This window comes from Neobacillus niacini, assembly GCF_030817595.1.
GTDB classification, from domain to species: Bacteria; Bacillota; Bacilli; order Bacillales; family Cytobacillaceae; genus Neobacillus; species Neobacillus niacini_G.
Genome location: NZ_JAUSZN010000001.1, coordinates 2,165,770 through 2,178,365 on the forward strand (window position 1 = coordinate 2,165,770; position 12,596 = coordinate 2,178,365).

General features: G+C 39.1%; 8 protein-coding genes. 1 reads left to right on the plus strand and 7 read right to left on the minus strand.

Going from position 1 to position 12,596, the window contains the following annotated elements; all coding sequences use genetic code 11:
• Positions 1-42: 42 nt before the first annotated feature.
• From QFZ31_RS10630 to QFZ31_RS10640, 3 genes are read right to left on the minus strand one after another with little or no spacing between them, the layout of a single operon-like run.
• The gene (locus QFZ31_RS10630; protein WP_307302950.1) at positions 43-987 is read right to left on the minus strand and encodes a VOC family protein; all 945 of its coding nucleotides are present in this window, start codon (positions 985-987) and stop codon (positions 43-45) included.
• Positions 988-1,021: 34 nt separating this feature from the next.
• Positions 1,022-2,128: a prolyl oligopeptidase family serine peptidase gene (locus QFZ31_RS10635; RefSeq protein ID WP_307302951.1), complete on the minus strand. Its 1,107-nt coding sequence runs from the start codon at positions 2,126-2,128 to the stop codon at positions 1,022-1,024.
• A gap of 59 nt (positions 2,129-2,187) precedes the next feature.
• The gene (locus tag QFZ31_RS10640) at positions 2,188-3,318 is read right to left on the minus strand and encodes an FAD-dependent monooxygenase (RefSeq protein ID WP_307302952.1); all 1,131 of its coding nucleotides are present in this window, start codon (positions 3,316-3,318) and stop codon (positions 2,188-2,190) included.
• A 551-nt stretch (positions 3,319-3,869) separates the two neighbouring features.
• On the opposite strand from QFZ31_RS10640, the gene QFZ31_RS10645 reads away from it, so the two are divergent.
• A complete protein-coding gene (locus tag QFZ31_RS10645) occupies positions 3,870-5,219 on the plus strand; it encodes an MFS transporter (RefSeq protein WP_307302953.1) in 1,350 nt (449 codons plus the stop codon).
• Positions 5,220-5,275: 56 nt separating this feature from the next.
• On the opposite strand, the gene QFZ31_RS10650 is transcribed toward QFZ31_RS10645, so the two are convergent.
• From QFZ31_RS10650 to QFZ31_RS10665, 4 genes are all read right to left on the minus strand, one after another.
• Complete coding sequence (locus QFZ31_RS10650) at positions 5,276-7,027, minus strand: sigma-54 interaction domain-containing protein (RefSeq protein ID WP_307302954.1); 1,752 nt, start codon at positions 7,025-7,027, stop codon at positions 5,276-5,278.
• Positions 7,028-7,050: 23 nt separating this feature from the next.
• Positions 7,051-8,790 (minus strand): sigma-54 interaction domain-containing protein, encoded by a 1,740-nt coding sequence (locus QFZ31_RS10655; RefSeq protein ID WP_307302955.1) that lies wholly within the window; start codon positions 8,788-8,790, stop codon positions 7,051-7,053.
• A 149-nt stretch (positions 8,791-8,939) separates the two neighbouring features.
• Positions 8,940-11,342: a glycosyl hydrolase family 95 catalytic domain-containing protein gene (locus QFZ31_RS10660; RefSeq protein WP_307302956.1), complete on the minus strand. Its 2,403-nt coding sequence runs from the start codon at positions 11,340-11,342 to the stop codon at positions 8,940-8,942.
• A 92-nt stretch (positions 11,343-11,434) separates the two neighbouring features.
• Complete coding sequence (locus tag QFZ31_RS10665) at positions 11,435-12,574, minus strand: glycoside hydrolase family 105 protein (RefSeq protein ID WP_307302957.1); 1,140 nt, start codon at positions 12,572-12,574, stop codon at positions 11,435-11,437.
• Positions 12,575-12,596 lie beyond the last annotated feature (22 nt).

Sequence of the window (12,596 nt, forward strand, 5' to 3'; positions counted from 1 at the left end):
CGTCCTTTATTACGTTCATTGAACCTCTAAAAAATGATAGATTTAAGCTCTTTCTTTTATACTATCAAACTGTGCAGATTCAAAAATATTTACTTCATCCCAGGCATCGTTCGGATTTTCCTCCACCTTCCACATCTTAGGACCGTAATCTGGGGCAAAGTACAATGGAGAACCGCCATATATTTCGATCCGATTGCCGCCTGGTTCAATCGCATAAGTCGTAAACGCTTCACCTACAGCATGTTTAAATGGTTTCATCTCTAACCTGTAGCCGTTATCAACCACGTAATCTGCAGTCTCCAGCACTTGATCTCGATTTTCCACTGCAAAGCATAAATGGTTCAGCTGTCCATGTTCCTTCCTAAAATCAGCAAATAAGGCAATTTCATGTGATAAGCTTGAAACAGCTAGTAAAGAACCAACCTCTGTACCATTCGGAATAACAATTCCTTCATTGTGTTTAAAACCTAACTCTTTATAGAAATTTGTGTGACGTGTTACATCACTTGTCCATAGTGTCACATGGTCTAATCGTCTTACAGAGGCGCCGCGGCTTGGATTTTTTTGCGGACGTGATCTCCATTTACTTTTCAGATGATCTGGGATTTCAGCTAGCTCTACTTCCCAAAAAATTTCTTCTAAGTGTCCATCTGGAGAATAATATTGATAGGCTCTTCCATGTCCGAGGTCTCCATCAATCCAGCCTTTACCGCAACCCATGTTCTCGATATATTGCACGGCATCCAGTAAATCTTCTTCACTTTCCGCACGCCAGCTAATATGACCAACACCATTCGTTTTTGCTTCTGTTATCTTTAAACTGTGATGGAAAAACTCGCCCCAGGCACGCATGTAAACAGATTGACCAACTCTACCAGATTCCTCCATTCCCAAAACTTCCCTAAAGAATTTTACGGATTCTTCTAGCTTTGGGCTTAATAATTCCACGTGGGCTAATTGTGAGATAAAATGATTTCTTTTTGGCATGATTTTCTTCCTCCTAATAATGAAAAGTATTTTTTTAAGCGTTCAATTGAAGTTTGAGCCAATCGTACATCTCGTAAGTCTCGGTAACGTTATCCACCTGGCAATGAGCGGAACCTGGATTACTTTTGGCAACAATTTTCAACCATCTTGGGCAAGTTAAATCATTGTATAGATTGTAAGCGTTCTCGACAGAGACCTGACGATCATCTTCACCATGAACAATGTAGGTTGGCATACTGATTTTCTCCGCAACCCCTTTAAGGTTAAAGAGATCCAACTTTTTCCGTGCCTCTTCCATTGATTCTGCACCAACAACATGCTGGAGAATCTTTGCTAACGGATGATTATCTGGACGCTTTGCCCAAACAGATTGATAATCATAAACAGCACCCCAAACGGCACATGCCTTGAATCGTGGTTCAAAGGCTGCTGATCTTGCTGCCATATATCCACCCATTGAAACAGCCATGATTCCAACTCGATTTGGATCGATATCAAGGTTTTCTGCAGCCCATTCATATGCAGCAGTACCTGCGACATTGTAATCGTAGCGAGATGAAATATGGTTTAACCTTAATGCTCCTCCTTGACCTGGACCATCAATTGCAAGGAGAGCAATTCCCCGTTCATTTAACAGCTGTGCAGGACCAAAATAAAGTTCCTCTGCAGTCGAATCAAGTCCGCCAAACATAATCACTAATGGTGATTCTTTTTTGCCTGGTACAGCGAAAAAGTATCCTGGCAGAAAAGAGTTTTCATAGGGAACTTGTACTGCCTTTGGCGGGTTTTCAAGCATTTCCGCTCCTTTTCTAAAGGATTCCACACCTTTTAAATAGGTTGGTATTTTTCTAGGATCATCCGGCTGAAGGAAAAACTCAGCGGTTCTGATATAGTTGGAAGCCCGCAAATAGGCCGCTCGGGCTGTTTCACTCTGTTCCTTGTCCTGGGCTTCATTTGCCACAGCAAGTGTGCGATTGCCAGCTCCCATCCATGCATAATGGAAACTATCCGTATCACCCAGCGTAATATTTCTGGCTGCTTCTAGAATTTCGTTCACTTCGCCGCCTCCAAAATGGGCTTGGCTAAACATCCTTACAATTTGATAAGACCACATATAATGTTCAGGAAAATAATGCCACATAATTACTACACTCCATACTCTTTATAATTTTTTGAGTCCTTACGTTGTTCTAAAGTCTTCTAGATTACCTCTGTCATTCTAATTAGACTTTGTGCCACAATGGCGTTCGGGTTGTTCTCTTTTGGCAGTCTGCCTTCTAATTGCAAAAGTTCCCAATTAACCAACGTGTTGGAATTATCAACAACAAATTTACAGCGTTCATAACGTCTTTCCATGAATTCATTTAAAACATCTACTACTGGTTCGTCTTTTTGCAGCAATTCCGATAAAACGAGGGCATCCTCAATTGCCATGGCAGCGCCTTGTGCTAAATGGGGAACGGTTGCATGGGCTGAGTCACCGATTAATAAAACCCGGTCCAGATACCAAGGTTTCTCGACAATAAGGGTTTCAAGCGGACGATACACCACTTCCTTCGGATCTGTAATTTGTTCGCTTAATTCTGCGATTAAGCCGCCAAATTCCTGGAAGGCCTCACGCATAAGAACATGCAGCTTTTCCTCTTGCTTCCATGGGTTTCCTGGTTCCGCGGTAACAACAAAAACATAGCAACTATCCTTTGTCATAGGAACAATACCAGCTTTTGCTTTCTGCCCATAAAACATCGTAATGTTCTCGAGGTTAGCCGGACGCTTTAGGGTATAACGCCAAACAGCTTGTCCGACAAATGTTGGTTCAATATCACCAAACACCATATTACGAACCTTCGATCTAACACCATCAGCTCCAATCACAAGGTCATATGTGCCTGAGGTACCATCGGTAAACTTTGTATAAACAAAGCTGTCTGCATTTTCAATCATCTCAACAGTAATGCCCATTCGTATCTTTGTTCCATTTTTAATCGCAGCTTGAAGCAATATTTCGTGAAAGTCTCTACGCGGTATACCTCCTGTTATATTGAACTGCCCGGATGGATGAATAGGTGCATCAAAGATCATATTTCCTTGGGAGTCTCGGATATGTAAGGCAGAGTGTGTAGTGCCCACTGCTAAAAATTCTTCGGTTATCCCAAGTGCGTCAATTGCTCTTAATGCATTGGATTGAAGGATGATACCAACACCATAAACATTCCATTCCTTTTGCTTCTCTACAATCTCTGTTTCAATACCAACTTTTTGCAAAGCTATCGCCGTCGTAAGCCCGCCAATGCCGCCTCCAACGATAAGAACCTTTTTTACTTTAGACATGAAAACCCCTCCTTTTATATGTCTTTAGGATTCAAATGAATTTGCAGTCAAAAAAATTAATCTTCACACTGTGTAGATAGTAAAAAGGTGTGTGTGAATCCTATACCAATTAACATTGCAAGAAGCGTGCCAAAACAGAAAACGCTGTCATTTGCAATATTCCAAAAAATGAACAGTCAATTTGTCGTGATTTTTTGTCCGAAAACACTACACATGTGTTTGGATTGTCCGAAATCAGTACAACAAACCAACACAGGGATCGTTAATTTTTATTAATGCCCGAAGATTGTCCTTACGCCCATCCAAAAAAGAAGCCGGATAATCCCCGCGTTTTTTGAATTTTTGATGGTTCAATGGAACTAATTTAGTATTAATATTCCGAAAAGTTTAAATCATTTATTGAAAATAAAACTACGAATGTTTATAATCTCTAATTAGAGAACTGTATTAACTATAAGTAAAGTGAAATTAGTGTTAACCGACAACAAATACGAATTCACTTTTACTTTCGTAAGCGTTATCATTTCATTTTTTTAAAAAGGGGAAAAAATATGACACCGATTAATTCTACTGAAGTTATTGCTAACAGCAAATTTAACCGCTTTCATTTAGGGTTACTATTCTGGAGTTTTATCATTATCTTGTTTGATGGCTATGATCTGGTGGTCTATGGAACGGTTTTACCAAGCTTGATAAAGGAATGGAATCTTTCATCGGTGGAAGCAGGAGCCATTGGGACCTATGGGTTATTTGGGATGATGTTTGGAGCAATCTTTTTCGGTACTCTAGCCGACCGAATTGGCAGAAAGAATGTAATTGCTATAACATTAGTACTGTTTAGTTTATTTACCTTCCTATGCGGCTTTGTCAAAACCCCTACTACTTTCTCAACCTTTCGTTTCATAGCTGGCTTAGGTTTGGGAGGAATCATGCCAAATGTTATCGCTTTATTAACGGATTATGCTCCTAAAACGATGAGAAGTATGATTGTAAGTATCGTATTATGTGGGTATTCTGTTGGGGGAATTCTTGCTCCCTTAATAGGAATCTTCTTAATGCCTACATTTGGATGGGAATCAATCTTCTGGTTTGCGGGACTCCCTCTAGTGTTTTTGCCTATCATGTATAAACAGCTGCCCGAAACTGCCAGCTATCTTATCCGTACAGGTAAAAAGGAAAAATTGATTGCAACGCTTGCTAAGGTAAGCCCCGAATCGCATTTTAGTTTAAATGATGAGGTTATTGACTTAAAAATACAAGAAACAAAGGTTCCAATATTAGGATTATTTAAGGAGAAGCGAGCCTTCAGTACGGTGTTGTTTTGGACAGCGTTTTTCAGTTGTTTATTAATGGTTTATGGTTTGAATACTTGGCTTCCAAAATTGATGATGGAAGCAGGCTATGGTTTAAATTCAAGCTTAGGCTTTCTTATTGCACTCCAAGGCGGAGCGATTATCGGAACCCTCATAATCGGAAAACTTTGTGATAAATACGGTTCAAAAAAAATGCTGGTTCCCATGTATGCCTCAGGTGCTGTGGCTCTGACACTCCTAGGATTTGGAGGAAATACATTAGTAATCTATCTGTTAGTAGCCGTCGCCGGAGCTGCAACCATCGGTGCACAAAATATTGTTCAGGCTTATGTTTCTCAGTACTATCCGCCATCTATTAGATCTACAGCATTAGGGATGGCTTCAGGAGTCGGCAGGACCGGCGGAATGCTGGGTCCCCTTTTAGGAGGATTTCTATTGTCAGTTTCTTTACCCATTCACTTAAACTTTATCGCCTTTGCGATCCCTGGCTTGATTGCAGCAGCTGCCCTCTTTATGGTTCCTTTAAAAAATGCCTATCAAAATGATAACGTTGCCAAAGATGATTCTATTAATGTTCATGTAAGTTAGTGGATTAAAAAAGTCTCCCATTTAATAGGGAGACTTTTTCGCTATGTGGAACGCTTCTAAAGCAATTGATACTGATACATTTTTTCATATAAGGTCGATCTTGCGATTCCTAGCTTTTTGGCAGCTTTACTTTTATTTCCCTTTGACTCTTTAAGAGCGTTGATAATTAATTGCTGTTCCATGACACTCTTGGGCTTTTGCGGAGTTTGATTAATAAAAGGTTCACTTTGAACTGATGTTGAACTCACATGAATATTTTGTATTTCCAATAGCCGCTTAGGTAAATGTTGATAATCAATTTCTCCATGTGCAAGAATTACAGCACGTTCCATTGTATTTTCCAGTTCCCTAATGTTTCCCGGCCAAGGGTAGTTTTCAAGAACCTTCATGACCCGTCCCAAAAGATTGGGAATTACTCTTTTTTCACGTTTGGCCGTTTTTTCCATCAACTTATAAACAAGTAAAGGCAGATCTCCTTTACGATCACGTAGAGCAGGAACAAACAAGTTAATCACATTCAGTCGATAGTACAAATCATTTCGAAAATTACCTTCCGATACTTCTTTGGCCAAATTCCGATTTGTAGCAGCAATAATCCTGATATTAAGTGAAATCGGTTCATGTCCTCCGATTCTCGTAATCGACCTGCTTTGTATTACACGAAGAAGCTTGGATTGAATCTCTAATGGCATTTCCCCAATCTCATCTAGGAAAACGGTCCCACCGTTTGCACGTTCGAACTTTCCCATCATGCCGCCTTTGTGAGAACCGGTAAACGCACCAGCTTCATAACCAAATAATTCACTTTCCACTAGATTCCTAGGTATAGCAGAGCAATCAATGACAATAAATGGATGGTTCGAACGGCTGCTGTAATTATGAATAGATTGGGCAATGAGTTCCTTCCCTGTTCCGCTTTCACCCTCAATTAAGATACTTGAGTCCTGTAATGCCGCCTTTTTGGCTAAATGGATTAAGCTCTCCATTTCTTTACATTGATAAATAATATCATCAAAGTTAAAAAATCCCTTTGTGTTAACAATTATTTCTACTTCTTTTCTAATATCTTTAAAGTGAAAAATAACCCCGATTGGTTCATTCGAATTATCATAGAGGGGAACGGAAGATAATCGAAAATGATATTGCCCCTTATTAATTTTTATTATTATGTCTTTGTTGATGACCGGCATACCAATTTCCAATACATCTAATGAAAATGCCTGGTTATCCAGAACCTGAGAAATGGGCTGTCCTAATACTTCTTCTGCTCTTACACCGAGCATTTCCCCTCCCACCTCATTAATAAACATGATTGTTCCGAACTTATCAACAGATAAACTACCTGCACTAACCGTTTCTGTAATCTGTTTCATATGATCGTTTTTCAAGTGAACATCTTGAAGTTTTATGTGTGTTTCAAGCCTTGTGCTAATATACTTTGACAACAGTTCTACTATTATAAGAGTAAGTGAATCATGAATATGATATGAAGTACAAACCAAATAGTATTTCGTTTCTTGCTCTACTATAATAGGTGAGGAGTATACATATTCTGATTCCCCTACCCTATCCAATCCAGCCATGGTGTTATCATAGCATGTCGTTTTGTGCATGAGTGTTATATCACGGGGCAGGTCAATACCTCTGCCACTATCCAAAACCACTTCATCTAAAAGAGGGTCATAATGGCAAATGTAAGAAAGATCGGAACTCATAATTTGGATTTGTGAATTTATTTCATTGTAGGATTGGTATTCCTCAAATACCTTTTTAACTGTGTCCACAACAAGGTCGATATGAATAACCATGATTGATATCATCCCTTTTAAGTTTATCTATTCACCTGTTCAATATTATATTTTGCTATTTTCTCATATAAGTTAGAACGGGATATGCCCAGTTTACGCGCTGCCAAGCTTTTGTTCCAATACACATGATCAAGAGTGTTACGAATTAACTCCTTTTCCTTCTCTCTAATAGAATTCGCATTATTAAGATTGATAGATTGCGCCGGCTTTCTTTTATCACTATTAACAAGTGCAGTTAGCAGATAATTTGGTAAGTGTTCAGGTTCCATCACATCATGAGCAATTAGAATAGCTCTTTCTATTACATTCTCTAATTCCCTTATATTTCCTGGCCATGAATAGTTTTCTAGTATTTCCATCGTTTCCAAAGAGATGGTTGGTGAATGACGATTTGATCGATTTGCTGCTACCTCAACGAGGGTTTTTGCCAATAAGGGTATGTCACCCTCTCTTTCCCTGATTGGCGGGATGGTGAGCTGCAGGACATTTAAACGATAATAAAGGTCTAGTCGAAAATTTTCGTATGCAACTTCTTCCTCGAGGTTTCGGTTCGTTGCTGCAATGATTCGAACATTACATGGTGTAGGGTCATGTCCGCCAACACGTGTAATCGTACGGGTTTGAAGAACACGGAGCAGTTTTACCTGAATCTCTAAAGGCATTTCCCCAATTTCATCGAGAAATACAGTGCCTCCATTAGCCACTTCAAACTTTCCAAGTCTTCCGCCTTTTCGAGCACCAGTAAAAGCGCCATCAACGTAGCCAAATAACTCACTCTCTACTAAATCTCTTGGGATGGAAGAACAGTCAATAACAACAAACGGTTTCCCTTTACGTTGACTTTGATTATGTATGGCTTGGGCGATTAATTCTTTACCTGTTCCGCTCTCACCTTCTATTAAAATATTCGATTCTGTTTTTGCCGCGACCTTTGCTGTCTTAACCAAATCTTGCATGGAACGGCTTTTATAAATGATATCCTCGAATTGAAAAATTGGTGTGATGCTGACTAAGCTCTCCAATTTTTTCATGATGATTTTCATTTCTCTAAAGGTAATGACAATCCCGACAGGAAGTCCATTTTCAAATAAAGGGGTAACAGAAAAAATAAGATGAATCTTACCCTTTGGCAAATGAAAAGATACTTCGCGGTTCACCCAATTCTCCTTTGTTTGTAGAGTTCCTAATGGTGAGGGGTTAAAATTGGGCAGGATTCCGAGGAGCGGCTTGCCGGTTAGTTCATTAACATCAAGTCCTAGAATACTAGTCCCAATTTGGTTTATGAAGGTAATGATTCCTTTTTGATCAACTGTTAAGTACCCTTCCTCGATGGTGTTTGTTATTTGCTGTTGATATTTACTATGCAAAAATAAGGACTTAAGATTAGGCTGGGTTACTAGTTGATAGCTTAGCTGTTTGGCAATGAGGTTTAGGATTTGAAGTATTTTCTTATTACTTTCTGGATAAACAATGACCAAAAAGTATTTGTGCTCGCCTTTATGTGAGATTGGACACGTATATATCCACTCCGATTGGGCTGTCTTACGAGTATTACAATCAGCACAGTCATCCCACTTTACCTGTACTATCCAATTAAACGAATCTTCGTTAAAGAGTATTTTTTCCTTAAGAACATCGTAGTGACATTGATACATAAATGTATTGTTAAGAAGGATTATGTTTGAAATTCCAGTATCATAATTTCCAATGGAGCTGCAAGCTTTCTGAAAGTAATCTAGTAAAGACTGTTCTACTGCAACCATTCAAAGTTCACCACCTCTTCAAATACACACCCACAGAGGAATCGAGAAATCATAGGCATTTTAAAGATTATATCATATAATCAGACTATTTCGCAGTCGAACATATTTCTAATAATTAATTGATTATAAAATGTTAACGTTAACATTCTTTAAAAGACTTTAAATGGTTTAATATAAAGAGTCGCTCCCCTTTCCATTGTCAGATCATAATATGTTTCCCCTAAAGATGATTCAGTTAGTTTAACTCCGTCTCCAGTTAGTGAACAGTTTGCTGCAAACGCTGGAAGCTTCAAAGTGATTTCTGTCTCTCTTTCAGCTACGACCTCACCACATACTGTTTGCGATTCTACATTCCATGAAACGGAAACCCTTCCTGTCATAAAACGAAAATTCTTTACTTTCCCTTTTTTCCACTTTGCAGGAAGAGCCGGTAAAAGTTTAATTATTTTTGGTGAAACAAACAGAAGCATTTCTTGGACTGCATTAATAATGCCCATACTGGCATCTAATTGGATTGGCGCTGTCTCAATTTCCATGCTCAACCCCATGTTTCTCCAATCATTATGAACGGTGAAAAAGTTATTTAAGAGACAGGAACGTGAGAGGATATCTAAGCATTCTAAAGCTTTGTCGCCGTCGTTCAATCTCGCCCATATACTCGACATATGAGCTAGAGACCAACCTGTTTGAGCACCTAATATTCTCTTAGATACAGCCATTCTAAATGCTTCAAACAGTTCTTTATCTTGTTCTTCATTAATTTCTCTACCTGGAAAAACAGGATAGAGATGAGAAATATGACGATGGTTGTATCGATCATCAAAGGCAGGGTGTAACCATTCCCGAATGGCACCATCTTGATTGACTTCATACTGTGGGATACGTGTTAGCATTGTCTTCCAATTTTCAATTTCATCTAAATAAATTGATGTCTCGTTTGCCCCTTCAATTAAATGCTGTAATACTTCTTTCAATATGGCAAAATCCATTGTTGCATTGATTGTCGTTGGCATAGGATGAGCAAGGTGCTTCCCGTCCTTCGGCATAAAGTTTTCTGGAGTATTTTCTGGTGAAACAGAAGGTAGATACTGATAAATCCCATCCTCATCCATGACAAGAAAATCCTCATAAAATAGTACTACTTCTTTCATAAATGGAAGTACCTTCTCAAGTAAAAGTTTCTTGTCCCCGGTGTATAGATAATAATCATAATAATGTTGTGCCAACCATCCTGCTGCTCCTGTCCAATTCATAATAACAGGGACGATTTGATTTGGTACACCAATTCCCGGAGTTGTACCTGCTGGGATATATATCCCGCGACAGCCAAATAGCTTTCTAGCATTCTCTCGAAAATCATCCATCATTTCCTCATAATAGTTGAATAAAGCTGGCACAAATTCGGATAATCCTCCCACTGCTGCATGCCAATACATCATTTGAATATTCTCATTTGCCATCCGATGACACCACATGAGATTATAATCTCCGCCCCATAGACCATACATCCCAAACGGTTGCCCCTCAGGTCTAGTGCCAGAGATAAAAAGATACCTACCATAATTCCACAATTTCTCTATTAATTGAATAGGAGCTTCACCTTCATAAGCATCTAGAAGGAGTTCTTCATTTGATTGATTATCATTCACATCACCCAATTGTAAAGAAGCTGTTTGAAAGAGTTGCGAATGTATGGGAATGTGAGTTTTGAGCAAGTCTTGATAATCACCATGAATGCCTAATAACTCTTGTTGAAGCCGTGACCATTCTTGTACATGATCTCCTTTAATAAAAACCTTTAACATAACTTGGATATATTCAGCATCTTCACAGCGGAGACAATCATTTTCAATGATGATCTTTCCACCAGTTGGAATTATTCGTAATACTGCCCCATATTCAGTGTTATCATCATTTTTTGCCGCAGAAAAGATAAAATCATCCTCTACTTTGAGCTGAATGGTAGATTCTAATTCTTTTACCCGCAGTTCCATGCTGTTACTATCTGTCTTAAGCAGGCCAAGCTGCAGCTCTGCCGTTAATGATTGACCTGTTGATTTTATTTCAAATACAACCACATTATCAGCTCGTGAAACAAATAAATTTCGCTCAAATTGCTCTTCCCCTTCTTTCCACCTTACAAACACCTCTCCAGTTTCCATATCAACTTCTCTACGATACTGTCTAAACCCCTCTGTTTGCTGCATCTTAATTGTTAATTCAACAAGAGGTAAAAACGAGGCTAAGCGAGTACGATATCCGGTTTCTTTTAATGTATTTGTCAAATGCCAGTTTGCTTCATTGTATTTTTCTTCCTCCATTAGTTCACGTGTTTCCTTCAAAGTGTAACTAACATCAGGAAGTGTATCTTTTTTCCCCATATGCCATAACCCTTCATGGTTGATTAATATCTTTTCCATTCTCACACCACCTGAAACAGAAGCACCTATTTTGCCGTTTCCAGAGGGAAGACCCTCCCTCCACATATTCCTCCACCATGCAGCAGGATATTTCAAAGAAATGCGATTGCTGGAATTGTTCTTAACAAACATGATTTATAACCTCCAATTCTATTTTTTGTAATAAAAGATCACTTGTAAAAACAAGTGATCTTACACGATAATTCTATTTATCTTTAGTTCTATTACTTTACTTCCAATGATTCGACATTTCGGACTTCAGCTAATTTCTCCATTTCCATACTTGCTAGTAAAAATGGAGCTACTCCCATAAGATCATCACTTACAATTTGCTCACTCATATAATATTCATAGGAGCCATCTCGATACTTAGCCCCACCAAGACCAGCACCTTTACATATACCATGGAGGTGAACACCATCTTCATCTTCAGTGACAAAGTGTTGATGAACACCCTTATACGAACGGATAACTACTTCCTGATCTATACCCGACAAATAACCCAGACGGATTCCCTTTGCCAATGCATATGTCAGCATACAGGATCCAGATGCTTCTAGATAATTGGACTCTCTACCGTTTTGATCCATTAGCTGATACCAAAGACCGCTCTCTTGGTCTTGGACATTCTTGATAGCATGCGCCATTCGCTCAAAAATGCCCATGATTTGTCCACGCTTTGTATGATTGACTGGAAAGTGTTCGAGTGAATCCACAATGGCCATCGAATACCAACCCATAGCACGTCCCCAGATGTGGAAGGAGCGTCCCGTTTCTTTATCACACCAACGCTGTTCCTTGCTTTCATCCCATGCATGATGTAAAAGCCCAGATTGCGGATTGCGGGTCTTCGACTCAATCATCAAGATTTGTCGTGCTACCTCATCAAAGCATTCCGGAGCATGAAAGGTTTTTGCATATTGTGCCAAAAATGGGGCTGACATATAAACCCCATCAAGCCACATTTGAAAAGGATAGATTTTTTTATGCCAAAAGCCGCCTTCACTTGTTCTTGGCTGTCCTTCAAGCTGTGTGACTAATTGTTGGATTGCTTTCTCATACCTTTCCTCTCCGGTACGTTCCCACAGCGAGTATAGATTCTTTCCTTTATTAATATGATCCAAATTATATTCCTCGATTGAATAGCCTCTAATCTTTCCATTTTCTTGGATATATAGATCCATATGCTTCCTCATGACTTGATGATATTTTTCAATGCCGCTCCATTCAGATAGCCAATCAAGTGCCTTTAACGTCATGCCCGCAACATATCCCCAGTGATTAGCCATTTTTGGATGATATCCATTTTCGCATTTAGAAAGAATGGTTTCTGCAATTTTTAATGACCATTGACTCGAATTCATGCTTCACTCTCCTCTACTACTC

Coding starts and splice junctions, on each gene's coding strand:
- QFZ31_RS10630 (WP_307302950.1), bottom strand. CDS start 987: ATGCCAAAAAGAAATCATTTTATCTCACAATTAGCCCACGTGGAATTA.
- QFZ31_RS10635 (WP_307302951.1), bottom strand. CDS start 2,128: ATGTGGCATTATTTTCCTGAACATTATATGTGGTCTTATCAAATTGTA.
- QFZ31_RS10640 (WP_307302952.1), bottom strand. CDS start 3,318: ATGTCTAAAGTAAAAAAGGTTCTTATCGTTGGAGGCGGCATTGGCGGG.
- QFZ31_RS10645 (WP_307302953.1), top strand. CDS start 3,870: ATGACACCGATTAATTCTACTGAAGTTATTGCTAACAGCAAATTTAAC.
- QFZ31_RS10650 (WP_307302954.1), bottom strand. CDS start 7,027: ATGGTTATTCATATCGACCTTGTTGTGGACACAGTTAAAAAGGTATTT.
- QFZ31_RS10655 (WP_307302955.1), bottom strand. CDS start 8,790: ATGGTTGCAGTAGAACAGTCTTTACTAGATTACTTTCAGAAAGCTTGC.
- QFZ31_RS10660 (WP_307302956.1), bottom strand. CDS start 11,342: ATGTTTGTTAAGAACAATTCCAGCAATCGCATTTCTTTGAAATATCCT.
- QFZ31_RS10665 (WP_307302957.1), bottom strand. CDS start 12,574: ATGAATTCGAGTCAATGGTCATTAAAAATTGCAGAAACCATTCTTTCT.